Raw genomic sequence first — 18,964 nt, forward strand, 5'->3', positions numbered from 1 at the left:
ACTCCAGCGGCGGGGTGCGCTGGCCGACGCGCAGAGCCGCCTCGACGCGGTCCTGACCGCTCCCGTGCCGGCCGACCCGGTGGAACCGCGGACGGCGCCGGCGCCGGTCACCCGCCTGGACACCGACGGCCTCACGGCCGGCTGGCCGGGCCACGCCGACGTGCTCCGCGGCCTCACGACCAGGGCGGGGGCCGGATCCGGCTGGTTGGTGGTGCGCGGGCCCTCGGGCTCGGGCAAGTCGACGTTCCTCGCCGTCCTGATGGCGTCGCTGCGGCCGCGGGCCGGGACCTACGCCCTGGACGACGTGCCGACCCAGCAGCTCACCGGGGACGACCTCCGGGCGCGGCTGGCCTGGCTGCCGCAGGAGGCACACGTGTTCGCGTCGACGATCCGGGCGAACCTCGCGCTCGCTGCCCCGCGGGGGGAGCTGACGGGTCCGGCCGGCCAGGCGCGGATGTGCGCCGCCCTGGTCGCGGCCGGGCTCGGCGGCCTCCTCGCCGCGCTGCCCGACGGCCTGGACACGCCGGTCGGCGCCGCGGGCACGTCGCTCTCGGGCGGGGAACGCCGCCGGCTGGCCGCCGCCCGCGCGCTCCTGGCCGACCGGGACGTCGTCCTCCTCGACGAGCCGACCGCCCATCTCGATCCCCCGACGGCCGAGGCACTGGTGCGCGACCTGCGCACCGCACTCGCCGGCCGGCTCGTCGTCTGCGTGACCCACGACGACCTGGACCGGCCCGGCGACACCGTCGTCCGCCTCGGCACTCCGGCCGTCCGCGTGGCCTAGCCGACGCCGGGAACGCTCAGAAGCAGTAGGGACAGCAGTCGCAGCCGGAGACGACCGTGCGGAGGCAGTCCAGCAGGGCGTTCGCCCGCGTGCCCTTCGGCACGAGCGCGTCGGCGCCGGCCGCCTGGACTGCGGTCCGGGCGCCCGCGCCTTCCCCGGTCAGCATGACGATCCGGGGCTCGCGCCGGACGGCGCGCAGTGCCTCGGTGGCCGCGAGACCGTTCATCCCCGGCATGGCGAGGTCCATGAGGACCACGTCGGGGTGCAGGCGTGCCGAGGCCTCGACGACCTGCGAGCCGTCCTCGCACTCGCCGACCACCGTGAGGCCGTCCTCGTCGGACAACAGCTCCGCCAAGGTCGTGCGGACCAGCGGATGGTCGTCGACGACGAGCACCCGGATGTCGCCCGATGCTCGGGTGACCGGCTGCCCGCACGCACAGCTGCGGGTCATCGTGCTGCCTCCTCACCGCTGGTGGTTCAACGGATCGAAGGAGTATGCAGGCAACGGCGACGCCCCAGGAGCCGATCGGCCCGCAGCGCTATGTTGCGCGGAACCGCGTCACCGCCACCCGGTGGCCGGCGCCCGGACGAGGAGCGGCAGCCCATGGATCTCGGTCTCGGCGGACGTACCGTCCTGCTCGTCGGCGAGGACGATCCCGTGCGGGCCGCGCTGGCCGCCGTCTTCTCCGAGGAGGGCGGCCGGGTACTCACCACCGGCATGGCGCCCGGTGACGACTCCCGGGCGCGGGCACTCCAGGAGCCGATCGACGTCGTCGTCGTGCTCGAGGCGAGCCCGGACCCCCGGCCGGTCGACTGGCTCGTCGATCCCGAGGCCGTCGACCGGGCGTGGGATCCCGTCGTCGGGGCGGTCGGCCTTACCAGGAGGTCGTGGCGTCGATGAGCGGGCGCGGGTTCGGCCGGCTGATCTACGTCGGCAGCGCCAACTCCCGCGACGTGCAGGAGCTCGGCTCGGACCTCGGGCTCGTCGCGGGCCTGGGGATGCGGGCACTGCACAAGGTGGTGGCCGACGAGTGCGGCGCCGACGGCATCACGACGACCGCGGTCCTGCGCGGACGCATTGCCACCGACGAGGACGTCGCCGCGTGTGCGGTCTGGCTCGCCTCCGACGTCGCCGGCTATCTGACCGGCGTCACCATCAGCATCGACGGCGGCCTCGCGTCGCCGGTCTTCTGAGGAGCGGGGAATGGATCTCGGGATCCGCGGCCGGGTGGCGGTCGTGTCCGGCGGCAGCCGGGGCATCGGCGCCGCGACCGCCCGGGCGCTGGCGGCCGAGGGGTGCCGCGTGGCGATCACCTCCCGGAGTGCCGAGGACATCGAGAAGACCGCGGCGACGATCGCTGCCGAGACCGGCAGCGAGGTGCTGGGGGTGAGCGGTGACATGACGGTGGAGGACGACGTCGTCCGCGTCGTCCGCACCGCGGTCGAGCACTTCGGTCCCGTCGACATCGCCGTCAGCAACGTGATCGGCCACGTCATCGACGCGGAGAAGGAGGGCAGCGGTCCGGGAGCCGGGCGTTTCGCCACCATGCCCGCATCGGCGTTCCGGGAGGAGTACGACCGACTGCTGCGCTCGGCCTGGCTGCTGGGCCGCGAGGTCGTGCCGGACATGCGGCGGCGGCGCTGGGGCCGGCTGGTGAACATCGGCTCCGGGGTGGCCCGCGAGCCGGCGACCCACCTGCCGCACGTGCTGCCCAACACGGTGCAGGCGCCCGTCGCCGGGCTCCTGCGCGCCTACGCGCACCGGCTGGCCCCGTACGGCGTCACCGCCAACAACGCGCTCACCGGCTCGATCCTCACCGAGCGGAACTAGGCGTACTGGACCTGGCTCGCCAAGGACACCGGCCGCCCCCCGGGACGAGCTCCTGGCCGAGGTGACTGCGGGGATCCCGCTGCGGCGCATGGGCCAGCCGCGCGAGCAGGCGGGGGTCATCGCGTTCCTGTGCTCCGAGCAGGCGCGGCACATCACCGGCCAGTCGATCCCGATCGACGGGGGCATCCACCGGCACCTCTGAGGCCCTTGTCCCTCGGGTGTGATCCACGTTACGGTCTGGCTTCCGGTAAGCCTTGCCTCCCACGAGAGCTGGTGCGCAGTGCCCCTGCAGCCCTGGATGAAGCTCCTCTCCACCGACGACCACGTCATCGAGCATCCGAAGGTCTGGTCCGACCGCCTCCCCGCGAAGTACCAGGACGCGGGTCCGCGGATCATCGAGAAGGACGCCAAGGACGCGAACCTGGGCATCACGGTCGGTGGGAACACCCTGGGCGGCACGCTCACCGCCGCCGCCGCCGCCAAGAAGGTCCAGCTGTGGTCGTACGAGGGCCGCGAGTACCCGAACATCGCCCTCAACGCGGTCGCCGGCCGGGACAGGGCCGACTACGGCGTCGACCCGGTCCGCTTCGACGAGATGCTGCCCGGTTGCTACGACCCGGTGGCGCGTCTCGCCGACATGGACATCGACGGTGTCTGGGCCGCGCTGTGCTTCCCGAGCTTCGCCCGGTTCGCCTGCACGGTGTTCCTGGACGGCAAGGACAAGGACCTGGCGCTGCTGGGCGTCCAGGCCTACAACGACTTCATCCTCGACGAGTGGTGCGCGACCGACCCGGACCGCTACATCCCCCTGGTCGGTCTCCCGTTGTGGGACGAGGAGCTCTGCATCCAGGAACTCCAGCGGACCGCAGCCAAGGGCGCCAAGGCGGCCATGTTCCCGGAGATGCCGCACAACCTCGGGCTGCCCGGCTTCTACAGCGACGGCTGGGACCGCTTCTTCTCCGCCGTGGAGGAGACCGACATGCCGCTGGCCATGCACTTCGGCAGCGGCGGGAGCGCTCCCACCATGGCGCCCGGCGCCCCCCTCGCCACCATGATCACGATGTTCTCGACCAACTCGATGGGCACCCTGACCGATCTCATGTTCTCCCCGGTCTTCCACCGGCACCCGAGCCTGAAGGTGGGTCTGTCGGAGGGCGGCATCGGCTGGATCCCCTACATCATCGAGCGAGCCGACTACGTGTGGGAGCGTCACCGCTTCTACCAGAACGTGGACCAGACCACGCGGCCCTCCGACCTGTACCGCCGGCACATCCACGGGTGCTTCATCAGCGACGAGCACGGCGTCGCCAGCCGGCATGCGATCGGCATCGACAACATCACCTGGGAGTCGGACTACCCGCACTCGGACTCGAACTGGCCGCACAGCCGGAAGATGGCCGAGGAGGTCTTCCGGGACGTCCCGGACGACGAGGTGCACAGGATGGCCGAGCTCAACGTGCGTCGCCTCTACAACTTCCCCGACACCAGCGCGTGAGCTCCCCCCTGGCCGGGGACGGCGCACCCGGGGGCCTGTTCCCGGAGAACCGGCCCGACATCCCGACCGACGACTGGGACGACCAGGACCTGCTGACCAAGGACGAGGCGGCGCTGCGCCTGGAGCACAGCGCCGCCCTGCTCCGCGGTCAGCTCGCCGAGACCTCCGACCCCACGGCAGTCGCGGACCTGGAGGAGCAGATCGCGCGCATCGAGCGCGTGCTGGCCAACATCCGTCGCTGACCCCTGTCCACCGATCGCGCACCGCTGCGCGGGAGGAGCCTCGCTGCCCCATGTCCGTCCTCGACGGTGTCCGGATCCTGGATCTCACCTGGGGGGTCGCCGGACCTGCCGGCGTCCTCCTGCTCGCCGAGCACGGCGCCGACGTCGTCAAGATCGAACCCCCGGGTGGCGACCCCTACCGCGACTATCCGGGCTACCGGGTCTGGAACCGCAGCCGTCGCTCGGTCGCCCTCGACCTGAAGTCCGCCGAGGGCAAGGCCCAGTTCCTGGAGCTGGTGAGCACGGCCGACGTGCTCGTGGAGAGCTTCAGCCCCGGAGTCATGGCCCGGCTCGGGCTGGACTACGACTCGCTGTCGGCACAGTTCCCGCACCTCGTCTACTGCGCGGTGCCGGCCTATCCGTCCGACAGCCGCCACGCCGGACGGCCGGGGTGGGACGCCCTCGTGCAGGCGCGGTCGGGCATGCAGTACGAGCAGCAGGCCTGGCGGCCCGGCCCGGCCTTCCTCGCCGCCCCGCTGCCGAGCGTCGCGGCCATGTACATGGTGCCGACGGCGATCCTCGCCGCCCTGCACGCCCGGGAGGAGACCGGGCGCGGTCAGCGGGTGGAGACGTCGCTGTACCAGGGCGTGCTGGCGTTCACGACCATGCTCTGGGCCAACACCGAGTTCCACAACGACACGTACCAGTCGCTGATGACCAAGACCTATCCGCCGGGCGTGCACCAGCCCGAGGTCATCATGACCGCCAGCGGATGGATCCAGTCGCTGGCCTTCTCGACCCAGAAGAAGGGCGCGACGATCAACGCCGTCTTCGGGCTGCCCCCGGACCTGCCGCCGGCGCAGATCTACCCGGAGCTGAACCGCATCTACCAGGACTGGAAGCGGGAGGACCTGCTCGACGTCCTGCAGGGTGAGCTCTTCCAGACCGCGGAGCTGATCCCCACGCGGGAGGCGTTCGCCCATCCGCAGGTCGTGTTCAACGAGATGGCCGTGCAGGTCGACGACCCCGAGGTCGGGCCGACCATCCAGGCCGGGATGCCGTTCCGGCTCACCCTGAACCCGCCCGACGCCCCCCGGCCGCGGCCTGCGGTCGGCCAGCACAACGCCGAGGTGTTCGCCGAGACCCGCGCCACGCCGTCCGTCGAGCCGCGGAACCCCGGTCTCCGCTCCCCGCTCGAGGGCATCCGCGTCCTCGACTTCGGCCGGGCCTTCGCCGGGCCGTTCGCCCCGATGCTGCTCGCACAGCTCGGCGCCGACGTCATCAAGGTCGCCACCCCGCAGGCCGATCCCCAGCAGCAGCTGCTGCAGACGAGCACCGTCCTGCTGGGCTGCGAGCAGGGCAAGCGCTCCCTCCTGGTCGACGTGAAGACCGAGGAGGGCGCCGCGATCGTCCGCAAGCTGGTCGCCCGGTCCGACGTCGTCCACCACAACATGGTCACCGGCGTCGCCGCGCGCCTCGGCATCGACTACGACAGCCTGCGGGCGATCAAGCCGGACATCATCTCGTGCAACACCTACATGTACGGGCCCGAGGGCCCGCTGTCCCATCTGGGCGGGAACGACTCGCTCTCCCAGGCGCTCACCGGCTGGGAATGGGACCAGGGCCCCGCCGACGAGGGCAACACCCCGCTCTACAACCGCTTCGGCCACACCGACACGACGAACGCCATGGCGTCCGTCGTCGCCGTCCTCCTGGCGCTGGCGCACCGCGATCGCACCGGTGAAGGCCAGGAGGTGTGGACGTCGCTGCTGAACGCCGCCCTGTACGCGAAGTCCGACGTCTACCTGACCGAGGACGGCGCGGCGTCGGAGCCGCCCCGGATGAACAAGAGCCAGACCGGGACCGGCGCCCTCTACCGCCTCTACGAGACCGCCGAGGGATGGATCCAGGTCGCGGGGGTCAGGGAGCACCACTGGACCGCCTTCTGCGGCGTCGTCGGCCGGCCGGAGCTCGAGACCGACGCTCGCTTCGGCACCGCCGTGTCGCGGCAGGAGAACCGCCTCGAGCTGGAGGCACTGGTCGAGCCGATCTTCCGGACCCAGACAGCCCTGCAGTGGCGGCGACGACTCGACGCCGCGGGCGTGCCGGCGGAGATCTCGGTGGACACCGTCGACGGCGAGAGCGTGCTCTTCGACGAGGAGAACGTGCGGCTGGGCGTGGTGGCCGACCTCCGGCACCCGACCGCCGGGCGCCTGCGTCAGGCCGGGACGTTCATGCGGTTCAGCGACACCCCGAGCGGCGTGCAGCGGCCCCCGTGGACGCCGGGCCAGCACACGCTGGAGATCGCCCGCTGGCTCGGCTACGAGGAGTCCGCGATCGAGGACTACGTCGCGCGCGGCATCCTCGCCACCGGCTGAAACCGTCCCCCCGCTGCGGCAGGGTGTCGCACATGACTGGGTCCTTCACCGCGTCGGTCTTCCTCGGCATGAGCGTCGACGGGTTCATCGCCCGCCTGGACGGTGATCTCTCGTGGCTCACCGGTGGCGAGGAGGCGGGCGGCCCACCCGACGACGGCGTCGGGGGTGACTTCGGGTTCGCCGAGTTCGTGTCCGGCATCGACGCGCTGGTCATGGGCCGCGCCACCTACGAGGTCATCGCCCCGATGGACGAGTGGCCCTACCTGGGCAAGCCGATCCACGTGCTGAGCACGACGCTGGCAGCAGGCGGCGATCCGCGCATCACCGTGCACCGTTCCTTCGAGGAGGCGCTGGCGGCCGTGGACGCGGCCGGCTACCGGCGGGTGTACGTCGACGGGGGCCGCACGGTGCACCAGTTCCTCGCCGCGGGCCTGGTCGCCGACCTGACCCTCTCCCGCGTGCCGGTGCTGATCGGTACCGGCCACACGCCGTTCGGCGAGCTGCCGGCGGACGTGCCGCTCGAGCACGTCCGGACGCGGACGTTCCCGGGCGGCATGGTGCAGACCACCTACCGGGTCCTCCCCCGGAGCTGACCCGCGGGATCAGTCGGCGAGCGGGACGTCCACCGGGATCTCGGGCCCGAGGCGCGCCCCCTGGAGGAGCTCGAGGTCGTCGCCGGACCAGAAGCTGCCCGGGTCGTAGGCGTTGAGCGGCCGATCGCCGGGCAGCAGCTCCATCGCCGTGTAGGTGGCGGCCACGAGCTCGGCGCAGAAGACCGTCTCCGCGGCCGTGCTGCGCCGCAGCCGGCCGTTGACCCAGCCGCGGACCAGCCCGCGCGTGGTCGGGAAGGGCTTGCCGTCCAGGCGCGCGATGGTCCGCAGGACGGCGTCCTCCATCTCCGGGGTCACCCCGCCGTCCTCGGTCGGACCGACCAGCTGCCGCAGCCAGGCGCGCTGCCCGTACCGGCGGCGCCAGGTGACGACGGCGTCGTTCAGGTCGTGCAGCTGGACGCCGCGCTGGTGCTCACCGGTCCACGCGTCGGGCAGCGATCGCCCGAGCTCGGCGTGCCACAGCAGCGGCGGCATGTCCTCGAGGACGACGGCCATGCCCACGTGGTTGACCGGGGCGTTGGTGACGGCGCGGATCGCGCGGTCGGCGAGCGAGGGGCCGCGGAAGACCCACACGTCACCGGTGCGCGTGAGTTCGACCGCCTTGTCCAGTGCGAGCTCGGCCATGTGCAGCAGGTTACGGCGGGCTAGGTTTCCTCCCGTGCGCCTCTGGAAGCTCCTGGGACTGGCCGGCCTCACCGGCGTAGCGGCGACCGGTGTCGTGCTGGCGCGCCACGAGCGGCAGCGCCGTGCCTACACGCCGGACGACGTCCGCGCCCGGCTGCACGAGCGGCACGCCGGCTTGGCGGCCGTTCCCGAGCCGGCGCCCCCGACGGCGGCCGAGCTCACCGCCGGCCGAGGGCACCGGCTCGCCCGGGTGCTCCGCCGCCGGGCCTGAACCCGCCGGCGACTAGGACGCCTTGACCGCCAGCACCGGGCAGTTGGCGTCGAGCAGGATCTGCTGCGCCTGACTGCCGAACAGCAGCTTGCCCGTGGGCGAGCGACGCCGGAGGCCGATGACGATCATGCTCGCGCCCAGCCGGTCGGCGGCGTCGACGAGCTCCTCCGACGCCTCCGGGCCACGGACCAGCTGCTCGATCTCGTAGGGGACACCGCTCTGGTCGAGCAGGGCCCGAATCTTGTCGAGGTCGCTCTCCGACGCGTACCGGGAGTCGGTGGTGACGTCGCCGCTGCGCGCGCGGTTGATGACGTGCACGATCTCCTTGCGGTGCCGGGCCTCACTGATGGCGGCGGTCAGCGCCGCCTCGCCCTCTGGGGTGGGCACGTAGCCCACGACGATGGTCATGCGGACATCATCACCTACCGCGGCGGGCACCCGAGCGCGACGCTCACGATCGGGGCGGTGCCGCCGGGGTCGGCACCGCTGTCGGCCGGACGGTCAGCAGCTCCCCGAGTTCCGCCGCGGTCGGCGGCCGAAGCTCCCGCTTCTTCGCCGACGCGAGCACGCGGCCCGGCAGGGCAGGAACGGGCGGGTCTCCGGTCGTCTCCGCACAGGCCGCAGCGAGGTCGCGTTCAGACCGGATGCCGACGTCGAGCAGCAGGCACAGCTCGCGGGTGTCCAGCCAGCGACTGCGCCCGGGCCACTGCTCCGCGAGGCAGGCGAACTCCCGCCACCGACCGACGACCGTGCCCGAGACCTTGAGCGCCGCCGCCAGTGCCTGTCCGCCGTCGTCGGTCACCGCGAGGACGTCGCGAGGACCGTGGATGCCGAGCGCGGCCAGGACCTGACCCTGGTCGCCGAACGGGGCGAGCGAGGTGAAGTCGGGGTCCGGCTTCCCGACGAGGGCCCAGAAGCGCGTCGACCGCGCACCGGCCACCTCGGGGTCCCGCAGCGAGGCGAAGGCCGGGTCCTGCCGCGCGAGCGCCTTGTACCGCCCCATGCCGGTCGCCAGGACCAGCTGCCTCAGGGCCGCGTCCCAGGCCGCCGGGTCCGTCGCCCCGCCGACCGCGAGGGTGCACGCCTGGTCGTAGTGGAAGAACAGGGACGCCGGCGCCGACGTCACCGGGACCTCGACGGGCGGCGACGTGGTGCGGGGCGGGCAGGCATCGAGCCCGTTCCGGAGCGGCGGGATGACGTCCCTGATCTCGGTGACGAAGGACGTCCGGCCGACGACGTCCGGCGGGCTGGCCAGCAGCGCCTCCAGGTCGGCGAGCGAGCCGGCGGACCGCCACCAGGACGCCTGCCAGTCCTTCTGCTCCGCGAGCTGCTGCAGGCACACGTTCAGCCAGGCCGCCGTCAGCGTGTGCGTGAGCCGCAGGCGCAGCGCGAAGTAACCCTGCTCGTCCCCGACGCACAGCCGGTCCACCTGCACCTTGAGCGTGCGCAGCCGGCGGGCGTCGTCCGCCATGTCCTCCGACGTGACGGCGTCGTCGCCGAGGGCCTGCAGATAGGCCGCCCAGGCGAGGGTGTTGAGGGGGTCACGCTGCACGGCGTAGGCCAGCAGCTCGCGCCGGACCTCCGCGTCCTCGCCGGGCTTCCGCGGTCGCGTGGCCACCACCTGCGCGGCGACGCTCTCCCAGCGCGACGCGCCGCACAGCCCGGACCTGAGCGTGGTGTGCCGCTCGGCCAGCAGGGTGAGGATGACGGCCGCCGCGGCAGTGAGCAGTCCCTCGTCGTCCTGGGACGGCGTCCCGAGGGCCGCGGCCGGCGTGGACCCCGCGGAACGGTGCGCCGCCGGCCGGAACCGGGTGCCGTCGACGATCACGGTGTCGGCCACCTGCCCGTTTCGCGTGACGGTGACGACGAGGCGGCCGGGGTCACCGCCCTCCACCGTCGCCCGCCACGGCACCGACGGGAGCACCAGGTTCAGCGCCGAGCTCAGGGCGGAGGCCAGCTTCCCCGCGGGCAACGAGGAGAGCGCCGTGCTCGGCAGGTCGGTGACGTCCACCTGCTGCGGGGACTTGAGACCACGCGGTGGTGCCGTGCCGAGCTCCTGGAGCTGGCCGAGGATGAACGCCGTCCCCGCGGGGTCCGCCGTCTCACCGTTCTTGACCTGGACCTGCAACCGCAGGGCGTGCCCCCGGCCGCACGCGTGCAGGGCCACACCCAGCAGCACGACCGACAGGGTCAGCACCAGGATCCAGGCGTCGGAGGGCAGCAGGAGGCCGACGCCGATCAGGACGAGGCACGCGGCCACGACGGCGACGAGGCCGCGGGTCCGCGCGACGAACCCGTGCGCCTTCGGCACGACCGTGGACAGGGCCCGCCCCGACCAGAGCGCCGCGCTGGCGCCGGCCAGCAGAGCGATCAGGATGAAGCCGCGGAACCAGCCGAGCCCGCCGTCCAGCCTCGGCGCCCAGGACAGGGCTCCGGTCCACTCGAGGGCGACGAGGGTCAGCAGGGCCAGGCCAGCCCACCAGGCCGTCCGCCGCGCGGGCTCGGGCCACGCCGTCGCGGCCGCCGGAGCCGCGACGGGGGTCAGCAGCCGGGCGCCCACCAGGAGCACGGCGAGCACCGCGAGCACCGCGAGCACGGCCAGCAGCGCCCGGCCGGCCGGCTCCAGCCAGTGGTCATAGACGTCGTCGAACCTCGACGCGGCGGACTCGGCCGCGGTCGGGCCGTCCGGGGGCTCGGCGTCCCGCCCGGCGAGGGCGGTGGCGTTGTCCGCGTCGAGGGCGAGCGCGCGCCCGAAACAGGCACCGGCACGCGGGGCGCCCTCGGTGCGCATCCGCACGGCGGAGTCCGCGATCCGTTCCGCCTCGGCCCGGGCGGCCTGCACGTAGGCGAGCCCGGCCCCGGCGCGGGCGTCGGGGTCCTCGCCGTCCAGGGCGATGTCGAAGAGGCGCTCGGCGGCATCGAGCCGGCCGACGGCGGCGAGGTCGGTGGCCTCCTCGATGAGGTCGTCCCGGGGACCGCGGTCGTCGCCGGGCAGCTGCGGGAGATCGCCCTGCGCCGCGCAGATCGACGGGGCGGCCGCGGCAGGTGTCCCGGTGGCGACGAGCACGCCGGCCAGCACGGCGAGCACGAGCGACAGGTGACGACGGCTCACAGCGCCTCCCCTGCGGCCCGGCGAGGAGGCGGACGCTAGACCCCGCGGTTCCGCTGGGACAGAGGTCGGGACGCGGCTGAGCCGAGGACGGCGCCCGCCGTCGGCCGGCAAGCCCGGGGCAGACTGACCCGCAGGAACCACGACGGGGGGCGGGAGGTCCGATGCGGCCGTTGATCGGCATCAGCACGTACCGCGAGCAGGCGACGTGGGGGTTCTGGGACGTGCCGGCCGTGCTGCTCCCGGCCGCGTACGCCGACGCCGTCGCCGCGGCCGGTGGTGAGCCGGTCCTGCTCCCGACCGGATCGGTCAGCGGCGACGTCGTCGCGCGGCTCGACGGGCTGGTGCTGGCCGGCGGAGCAGACGTCGATCCCGCCCGCTACGGAGAGGAGACCGGGCCGCACACCGCGACGCGCCCCGAGCGGGATGCCTCCGAGATCGCGCTGCTCGAGGCGGCCCTGGAGCGCGACCTGCCGCTGCTCGCGGTCTGCCGGGGCATGCAGCTGCTGAACGCCGTTCTCGGCGGCACCCTCCTGCAGCACCTGCCCGACGTCCCGGGCACCGAGCCGCACCAACTGGGTCTGGGCCGGTACGCCGAGCGCACGGTCCGCACGGCCTCCGGCAGCCGGCTCGGCACGCTCCTCGGGCCGGCGGCGACGGTCAACTGCCACCACCACCAGGCGCTGGACCGCATCGCGCCCGCCCTCACTGCCTCGGCGTGGGCGGAGGACGGCGTCGTCGAGGGCGTCGAGGACGCGGCCCGCCGCTTCTGCCTCGCTGTCCAATGGCATCCCGAGGAGGGCGAGGACCTCCGCCTGTTCAAGGAACTGGTCGCTGCGTCCTCGGATCCGGAGCCGCGTCAGGTGGACTCGGAGCGCGCCTTCGGGTCGAGGTCGTCGACGTCCACCGCGCCGTAGCCCTCGGCCTGCGGATCGCCGTGCAGCCCGCCGCTCATCGCGTACTCCTCCTCCGGTGAGAGCACCAGACGGTGCCGGCCGAAGGCCGCGAAGACGACGAGCGCGACGACGTAGATGACCGCGATGGCGATGATCGCCTCCCGGTAGTCCTCGTTGAGCATGACGCCGACGAAGATCAGCGCCGCGATCGCGCCGGCGAACACGGCGCCGCCGACGCCGAACGGGCTGCGGTAGGGCCGGCTGGCGGTGGGGAACTTCCGGCGCAGCAGCACGAACGACACCATCTGCAGGAGATAGGCGAGGACCGCCCCCCAGACGGCGATGTTGAGGACGATCGCACCGGCCGTGTCGCCGCCGGTGTCGACGAGGACGAGCGCGACGATGCCGATGACCGCGCCGACGACGAGGGCGATCCACGGCGTCTTGCGCGTGCCGGTCAGCGACAGGACCTTCGGGTAGTAGCCGGCCCGGCTGAGCGAGAAGATGTTGCGCCCGTAGGCGTACATGATCCCCTGCAGCGAGGCGAACAGGCCGATCAGCGCGAACAGCGACAGGATCGCCGCGACGTCGCTGTTGGGCAGGATCGCCCGGAACCCGTCGAGCAGCGGCTCACCCGAGTCGCCGATCGCCGCGGCGCCGACGACGGCCGGGTTGAGCAGCAGCACCAGGCCGCCGCTGACGATCAGCGTGGCCAGGCCCCACATGCCGGCCCGCGGGATGTCGCGGGCCGGCATGTGCGACTCCTCGGCGGCGAGCGGGAGCTCCTCGATGCCCAGGTAGAGCCACATCGCGAACGGCATCGCCAGTACGACCTGCCACCAGCCGTGCGGCAGGAAGGTGCTGTTGCCGGCGTCGGGCTCGATGTCGAAGAGCGAGCCGAAGTCCAGGGCGTTCGAGAACAGGGCCATGACGGCGAACAGCGCGATGACGGCCAGCGAGAGGACGGCGACGACGACGGCGAACCGGAAGGACACCTCCGCGCCGGCGATGTTCAGGAGCAGGAAGACCGCGTAGAGGATCACCCACCACACCCAGCCCGGCAGGGACAGGCCGAAGAGCTCGTCGGTGATGCTGTCGGCGTACGAAGCGGAGAAGTAGACGATCACCGCCGTCGTCGCCACGTACTCGATCGTCTCGGCGAGGCCGGTGACGAACCCGCCCCACGGGCCCATCGCCGATCGGGCGAACGAGTAGGCGCCGCCGGTGTGCGGCATGGCCGCCGACATCTCGCCGATGCTGCCGATCATCGTGACGTACATGAGGGTCACGATCACCGTGGCGATGAGGAACCCACCCCAGCCTGCGCCGCCGATGCCGAAGTTCCAGCCCGAGAAGTCACCGGAGATGACCGCGGCGACCCCGAGCCCCCAGAGTCCCCAGAAGCCGGCGGTCCGGGTCAGCCCCCGCTTGTCGAAGTAGCCGTCTGCCGCGTGGGTGTACGTGACGCCCGAGGCGCCGCGGGACTGGGGTGCGGACATGCGCGTCCTCCTGAGGACCGGTGAGGCGGGTCAGGGTGGGGGGTGTTCCACCGCAGGTCAAGAGGCTGCCGCGTCGGTGCGCCTGCTGTTGCAGGACTGTTCCCTGGACGTCACCTGATCGGGGGCCGGTGAGGGAAACGGGCAGGTGACGCCGACGGTCATGGGTTGTGGGGCGGAACGACCGGCCCCTAGGGTCCGGCCGTGTCCGAACCCCACCGCCCCGCGCTGACCGTCGAGGATCTCCGTCGTCAGGTCGAGTCGGGCGAGATCGACACCGTCCTCGTCGCGTTCACCGACATGCAGGGCCGGCTGCAGGGCAAGCGCCTGCACGCCCGGTACTTCCTCGACGTCGTCCTGGAGCACGCCACCGAGGGGTGCAACTACCTGCTCGCCGTCGACGTCGAGATGAACACCGTCGAGGGCTACGCGATGTCGTCGTGGTCCAGCGGCTACGGCGACTTCGTGATGCAGCCGGATCTCGCCACGCTGCGGCGCGTGCCCTGGAACCCCGGCACGGCGATGGTGCTGGCCGACCTCCGCTGGGAGGACGGCAGCCCGGTGGTCGCCTCGCCGCGCCAGGTGCTCGCCCGGCAGACGGCCCGCCTCGCCGAGGCCGGGATGACCGCCCACGTCGGCACCGAACTCGAGTTCCTGGTCTTCAAGAACACCTACGAGCAGGCCTGGGACGCCGGCTACCGCGACCTGACGCCCGCCAACCAGTACAACGTCGACTACTCCGTGCTGGGCACCGCGCGGGTCGAGCCGCTGCTGCGGCGCATCCGGAACGACATGACCGGAGCCGGACTGGTCGTCGAGTCGGCCAAGGGCGAGTGCAACCTGGGCCAGCACGAGATCGCCTTCCTGTACGACGAGGCGTCCCGGGCCTGCGACGGCCACGTCATCTACAAGAACGGGGCCAAGGAGATCGCCGCGCAGGAGGGCATGGCGCTCACCTTCATGGCGAAGTTCGACGCGCGCGAGGGCAACTCGTGCCACGTCCACTGCAGCTTCCGGGGCTCGGACGGCGGGCTCGTCCTGGCCGACGACGGTGCCCCCCACGGCCTCTCCGACGTCGGCCGGTCGTTCGCCGCCGGGCAGCTCCGGTACATGCGCGAGCTCACCCTCCTGCTCGCGCCCAACATCAACTCCTACAAGCGGTACGTCGAGGGCTCCTTCGCCCCGACGGCCCTGCGCTGGGGGCGGGACAACCGCACCTGCGCCTTCCGCCTGGTCGGCCACGGTGCGTCGCTGCGGCTGGAGAACCGGATCCCCGGCGGCGACGTCAACCCCTACCTCGCGACGGCGGCGATCGTCGCGGCCGGCCTCGCCGGCATCGAGGAGCGGCTGGAGCTGGGGCCGGCGTTCGAGGGGAACGCCTACGAGGACCCGGACGCCGAGCACGTGCCGACGAGCCTGGCCGAGGCCCTGGACCTGTGGCGCGGCAGCGATTTCGCCCGCCGTACATTCGGCGACGACGTGGTGGACCACTACGCCAACATGGCCGTCGTCGAGCTGGCGGCCTTCGGGCGGGCGGTCACCGACTGGGAGCGTTTCCGGGGGTTCGAGCGGTTGTGAGCAGAATGACGTCCTCTGACGGGACGTCCTACGACGTCGTCGACCCGGCCACGGAGCAGGTCGTCACGACCGTCCCCCTCGCGGGCGTTCCCGAGACCGACGCCGCCGTGGCACGGGCGCGACGGGCGTTCGACACCTGGCGGCACGTCGCCCCGGCCGACCGCGGCCGTCTCCTCCGCCGGTTCGCCGAGGTCGTCGACGCGCACGTCGAGGAACTGGCCCGGCTGGAGGTGCGCAACTCCGGCCACACCATCGGCAACGCGCGCTGGGAGGCCGGGAACGTCCGCGACGTCCTCACCTACTACAGCGCTGCGCCGGAACGGCTCTTCGGCCGGCAGATCCCGGTGGCCGGCGGCGTCGACATCACCTTCCACGAACCCCTCGGGGTCGTCGGCGTCATCGTCCCGTGGAACTTCCCGATGCCCATCGCCGGCTGGGCGTTCGCCCCGGCGCTGGCCGCGGGGAACACCGTGGTGCTCAAGCCGGCGGAGCTCACGCCGCTGACCGCGATCCGGCTGGGCGAGCTGGCGCTCGAGGCGGGACTGCCCGAGGACGTCTTCACCGTCCTGCCCGGCAAGGGCTCGGTCGTGGGCCGGCGCCTCGTCGAGCACCCGGACGTCCGCAAGATCGTCTTCACCGGTTCCACCGAGGTGGGCAAGGGCGTGATGGCCGGCTGCGCCGCTCAGGTCAAGCGGGTGACCCTCGAGCTCGGCGGCAAGAGCGCCAACGTCGTCTTCGCCGACGCCGACCTCGAGAAGGCGGCGGCGAGCGCGCCGTCGGCCGTCTTCGACAACGCGGGCCAGGACTGCTGCGCGCGGTCCCGGATCCTGGTGCAGCGCTCGGCCTACGACCGCTTCATGGAACTGCTGGAGCCGGCCGTGACGGGGTTCCGCGTCGAGGACCCGTCCCTGGACACGGCGCAGATGGGCCCGCTGATCAGCCGCGCCCAGTGGGACCGCGTCGCCTCCTACGTGCCGGACGGCGCGCCCGTGGCCTTCCGCGGCACCGCTCCCGACGGGCCCGGGTTCTGGTTCCCCCCGACGGTCCTCGCGCCGGTCGACCCCCGGGACCGGGCGGTCACCGAGGAGATCTTCGGGCCCGTCGTCGCGGTCGTCCCGTTCGAGGACGAGGACGACGCCGTCCGGATCGCCAACCAGGGCGAGTACGGACTGTCCGGCTCCATCTGGACCCGGGACCTGGGCCGGGCGCTGCGCGTCTCCCGCGGGATCGAGGCCGGGAACCTCTCGGTCAACAGCAACTCGTCGGTGCGCTACTCGACGCCGTTCGGCGGCTTCAAGCAGTCGGGGCTGGGCCGCGAGCTCGGGCCGGACGCGCTGCACTCGTTCACCGACGAGAAGAACGTGTTCCTGGCGACGGAAGGCTGAGGGTGTCCGAGCAGAGGGTGTCCGAGCAGGCAGTGGTGCGGCGGTTGGTCGACCGCGTGGCGGTCGTGACCGGCGGGGCCAGCGGCATCGGGCTGGCGACGGCCCGTCGATTCGCCTCGGAGGGTGCGCACGTCGTCGTCGGCGACGTCGACCCGCAGAGCGGCACGGCCGCGGCCGAGGAGGTCGGGGGCCTGTTCGTCCAGGTGGACGTCACGTCGCCGGGGGAGGTGACCGCGCTGTTCGACGCCGCGGTCGAGACCTACGGCGGGCTGGACATCGCGTTCAACAACGCCGGCATCTCGCCCCCGGACGACGACTCGATCCTGGTCACCGGACTCGACGCCTGGCGCCGGGTCCAGGAGGTGAACCTGACGTCGGTCTACCTCTGCTGCAAGGCCGCGATCCCGCACATGCAGGCGCGGGGGCGCGGCTCGATCATCAACACCGCGTCGTTCGTGGCCCGCATGGGGGCGGCGACCTCGCAGATCTCCTACACGGCATCGAAGGGCGGCGTGCTGGCGATGTCGCGCGAGCTCGGGGTCCAGTTCGCGCGGGAGGGCATCCGGGTCAACGCGCTGTCGCCGGGACCGGTGAACACACCCCTGCTGCAGGAACTGTTCGCGAAGGACCCGGAGCGGGCCGCTCGCCGGCTGGTGCACATCCCGATGGGCAGGTTCGCCGAGCCCGCGGAGATCGCCGCCGCCGTCGCCTTCCTCGCCTCGGACGACTCCTCGTTCATCACGGCGTCGGAGTTCCTGGTCGACGGCGGGATCAGCGGGGCCTACGTCACGCCGCTCTGAACCGTCAGCGGGCCAGCAGCACCTCGAGGTCGCGGACGTAGACGGCGGTGCCGTGCCCGAAGCCGGACACCACCGGCTGGATCCGGCCGCCCACGGTCGCGACGGCGCGGTCGAGCAGGGTGCGCGGGCGTGGCAGCCGGACCCGCTCGCCCGAGACGGTGAGCACGAGGACGGCGGCGACGACCGCCAGCACCGCCACCGAGGCCAGCGCGACGGGCAGTCCCGCGAGCTCGGCGAGCAGTCCGATCGCGGGCGGGCCACCGAGCAGGCCCGTGTAGCCCACCGTGGTGGCCAACGCGATGCCCCGCGCACCGCCGAGCAGCCCGGCTCGCGCGATCGCCAGCGGGAAGACGTTGGCCAGCCCGAGGCCTACGAGGGCGAAGCCGCCGAGCGCGACCGCCAGGGAGCCGGTCGTCACCGCGGCGACGGCGCCCGACGCGGCCAGCAGAGCGCCGCCCACGAGCAGCCGCCGCTCCCCCAGCGCCAGCAGCAGGCGTCCGCCGAGCAGCCGACCGCAGGCCATGGCGAGGGCGAACCCGGCGTACCCCGCGGCCGCGACGGTGGCCGGGGCACCGAGGTGCTCCCGCAGCAGCAACGCTCCCCAGTCGGTCAGTGCCCCCTCGCCGAACGCGGTGCAGCCGGCGATCGCACCGAGGACGACGAGCACCGCGGTCGGCCTGCGGAACTCCCCGCCGGGCCGCCGCCGCGCCGGCCGGCTCTCGGTGCCACGGCCGGCGCCGACGAGGGCCGGCAGCGCCCAGCCGCTGACGAAGAGTCCGGCCGCCGCGACCAGTGCCAGGTGCGCGCCCACGCCGAGGAGCGCGGCGACGGCACCGCCGAGCAGCGCTCCGCCCAGCCCGCCGATGCTGAAGCCGGCGTGCAACCCGGACAGGATCGGCCGGCCCACGCTCGCCTCCACCTGCACCCCGACGGCGTTGGCCGCGACGTTCACCATGCCGGTCGCGGCACCGAAGACGAACAGCGCGATGCACAACGCCGGGACCGAATAGACCAGGCCCGGCAGGACCGCCGACGCCGACACCGCGACCGCGGCCACGGCGCTGACCGGCCCCGCGCCGAAGCGGGTGCACCAGGCGCCGGTGAAGCGCATGCAGACGAGGGCACCGAGGGACAGGCAGAGCAGCGCGATCCCCAGCGTTCGGTGGTCCGCGCCGACGCGGGTGGCGACGTCGGGCACGCGGGCCGCCCAGCTGCCGAAGACGGCGCCGTCGAGGACGAACAGACCAGTGACGGCGGCCCGGAGGCGCCCGACGGAGGGCGGGGGCACGCGGGCGACCGACCGTACGAGCCCGGCGACGGGCATGCGGGCGCGCGGAAGGACGGAATGGGTGGGCACGGGTACCTCTCAGGGAAGACGCCGGCGCCTCGCGTCTTCGAGAGGTGGCCACGGGGACGGGATGGAGCACACGACCTCGGGCACCCGATCTCCACGGTGACAGCGATCGAGCCATCCCGCTGTCCCAC

The 18,964-nt window shown here is 73.0% G+C and carries 20 protein-coding genes; 14 read left to right on the forward strand and 6 right to left on the reverse strand.

The annotated features are described in order from the left end of the window. The coding region (locus E4P38_RS13590) for an ATP-binding cassette domain-containing protein (RefSeq protein WP_135132352.1) at nucleotides 1-784 on the forward strand (784 nt) is incomplete at its 5' end. Between the two features lie 16 nt (nucleotides 785-800). Here the strand turns inward: E4P38_RS13590 and E4P38_RS13595 are convergent. Further along, nucleotides 801-1,235, reverse strand: coding sequence for a response regulator transcription factor (locus E4P38_RS13595; protein ID WP_135132353.1), 435 nt, complete (start codon nucleotides 1,233-1,235; stop codon nucleotides 801-803). 153 nt (nucleotides 1,236-1,388) lie between these two features. Between E4P38_RS13595 and E4P38_RS13600 the strand changes: the two genes are divergently transcribed. From E4P38_RS13600 to E4P38_RS13630, 8 genes are all read left to right on the forward strand, one after another. Beyond that, on the forward strand, nucleotides 1,389-1,685 hold the full coding sequence (locus E4P38_RS13600) for a hypothetical protein (protein WP_135132354.1): 297 nt from the start codon (nucleotides 1,389-1,391) through the stop codon (nucleotides 1,683-1,685). After that, a complete protein-coding gene (locus tag E4P38_RS13605; RefSeq protein WP_245161029.1) occupies nucleotides 1,682-1,978 on the forward strand; it encodes an SDR family oxidoreductase in 297 nt (98 codons plus the stop codon). Before E4P38_RS13600 ends, E4P38_RS13605 begins: the two co-directional genes overlap by 4 nt. Nucleotides 1,979-1,988: 10 nt before the next feature. Further along, nucleotides 1,989-2,615: an SDR family NAD(P)-dependent oxidoreductase gene (locus E4P38_RS13610; RefSeq protein WP_209309096.1), complete on the forward strand. Its 627-nt coding sequence runs from the start codon at nucleotides 1,989-1,991 to the stop codon at nucleotides 2,613-2,615. Nucleotides 2,616-2,667: 52 nt separating this feature from the next. After that, nucleotides 2,668-2,817, forward strand: a complete 150-nt coding sequence (locus E4P38_RS23875) for an SDR family oxidoreductase (RefSeq protein WP_280791084.1) — start codon at nucleotides 2,668-2,670, stop codon at nucleotides 2,815-2,817. Between the two features lie 78 nt (nucleotides 2,818-2,895). Then, nucleotides 2,896-4,110, forward strand: coding sequence for an amidohydrolase family protein (locus E4P38_RS13615; RefSeq protein ID WP_135132356.1), 1,215 nt, complete (start codon nucleotides 2,896-2,898; stop codon nucleotides 4,108-4,110). Further along, the gene (locus tag E4P38_RS13620; RefSeq protein ID WP_135132357.1) at nucleotides 4,107-4,352 is read left to right on the forward strand and encodes a hypothetical protein; all 246 of its coding nucleotides are present in this window, start codon (nucleotides 4,107-4,109) and stop codon (nucleotides 4,350-4,352) included. Before E4P38_RS13615 ends, E4P38_RS13620 begins: the two co-directional genes overlap by 4 nt. Nucleotides 4,353-4,402: 50 nt before the next feature. Then, nucleotides 4,403-6,709: a CoA transferase gene (locus E4P38_RS13625; RefSeq protein WP_135132358.1), complete on the forward strand. Its 2,307-nt coding sequence runs from the start codon at nucleotides 4,403-4,405 to the stop codon at nucleotides 6,707-6,709. Between the two features lie 32 nt (nucleotides 6,710-6,741). After that, nucleotides 6,742-7,302: a dihydrofolate reductase family protein gene (locus E4P38_RS13630; protein ID WP_135132359.1), complete on the forward strand. Its 561-nt coding sequence runs from the start codon at nucleotides 6,742-6,744 to the stop codon at nucleotides 7,300-7,302. A gap of 9 nt (nucleotides 7,303-7,311) precedes the next feature. Here the strand turns inward: E4P38_RS13630 and E4P38_RS13635 are convergent, their stop codons facing one another. Then, entirely contained in the window at nucleotides 7,312-7,944 is a 633-nt protein-coding gene (locus E4P38_RS13635) for a hypothetical protein (RefSeq protein WP_135132360.1), read from the reverse strand. Nucleotides 7,945-7,978: 34 nt separating this feature from the next. Between E4P38_RS13635 and E4P38_RS13640 the strand changes: the two genes are divergently transcribed. Beyond that, nucleotides 7,979-8,215 (forward strand): hypothetical protein, encoded by a 237-nt coding sequence (locus tag E4P38_RS13640; RefSeq protein ID WP_209309098.1) that lies wholly within the window; start codon nucleotides 7,979-7,981, stop codon nucleotides 8,213-8,215. A gap of 12 nt (nucleotides 8,216-8,227) precedes the next feature. Here the strand turns inward: E4P38_RS13640 and E4P38_RS13645 are convergent, their stop codons facing one another. Further along, nucleotides 8,228-8,623, reverse strand: coding sequence for a universal stress protein (locus E4P38_RS13645; protein ID WP_135132362.1), 396 nt, complete (start codon nucleotides 8,621-8,623; stop codon nucleotides 8,228-8,230). A gap of 43 nt (nucleotides 8,624-8,666) precedes the next feature. Next, nucleotides 8,667-11,327, reverse strand: coding sequence for a hypothetical protein (locus E4P38_RS13650; protein WP_135132363.1), 2,661 nt, complete (start codon nucleotides 11,325-11,327; stop codon nucleotides 8,667-8,669). A gap of 161 nt (nucleotides 11,328-11,488) precedes the next feature. Here E4P38_RS13650 and E4P38_RS13655 point away from each other — a divergent pair, with 161 nt between their 5' ends. Continuing rightward, nucleotides 11,489-12,241, forward strand: a complete 753-nt coding sequence (locus tag E4P38_RS13655; RefSeq protein ID WP_135132364.1) for a gamma-glutamyl-gamma-aminobutyrate hydrolase family protein — start codon at nucleotides 11,489-11,491, stop codon at nucleotides 12,239-12,241. Here E4P38_RS13655 and E4P38_RS13660 read toward each other — a convergent pair. Then, nucleotides 12,184-13,719, reverse strand: coding sequence for an amino acid permease (locus tag E4P38_RS13660; RefSeq protein WP_135132365.1), 1,536 nt, complete (start codon nucleotides 13,717-13,719; stop codon nucleotides 12,184-12,186). The genes E4P38_RS13655 and E4P38_RS13660 overlap by 58 nt on opposite strands. Nucleotides 13,720-13,920: 201 nt before the next feature. Here E4P38_RS13660 and E4P38_RS13665 point away from each other — a divergent pair, with 201 nt between their 5' ends. Genes E4P38_RS13665 through E4P38_RS13675 form a run of 3 tightly spaced genes read left to right on the forward strand, consistent with a single transcriptional unit; the run spans nucleotide 13,921 to nucleotide 17,479 of the window. Continuing rightward, nucleotides 13,921-15,294, forward strand: coding sequence for a glutamine synthetase family protein (locus E4P38_RS13665; RefSeq protein WP_245161014.1), 1,374 nt, complete (start codon nucleotides 13,921-13,923; stop codon nucleotides 15,292-15,294). A gap of 5 nt (nucleotides 15,295-15,299) precedes the next feature. After that, nucleotides 15,300-16,679, forward strand: coding sequence for an aldehyde dehydrogenase family protein (locus E4P38_RS13670; RefSeq protein WP_135132366.1), 1,380 nt, complete (start codon nucleotides 15,300-15,302; stop codon nucleotides 16,677-16,679). 32 nt (nucleotides 16,680-16,711) lie between these two features. After that, on the forward strand, nucleotides 16,712-17,479 hold the full coding sequence (locus E4P38_RS13675) for a 3-oxoacyl-ACP reductase (RefSeq protein ID WP_209309107.1): 768 nt from the start codon (nucleotides 16,712-16,714) through the stop codon (nucleotides 17,477-17,479). Nucleotides 17,480-17,483: 4 nt separating this feature from the next. Here the strand turns inward: E4P38_RS13675 and E4P38_RS13680 are convergent, their stop codons facing one another. Further along, a complete protein-coding gene (locus tag E4P38_RS13680) occupies nucleotides 17,484-18,836 on the reverse strand; it encodes an MFS transporter (protein WP_209309099.1) in 1,353 nt (450 codons plus the stop codon). Between the last annotated feature and the right edge of the window lie 128 nt (nucleotides 18,837-18,964).

Source organism: Blastococcus sp. CT_GayMR16 (genome assembly GCF_004570875.1).
GTDB lineage: Bacteria > Actinomycetota > Actinomycetes > Mycobacteriales > Geodermatophilaceae > Blastococcus_B.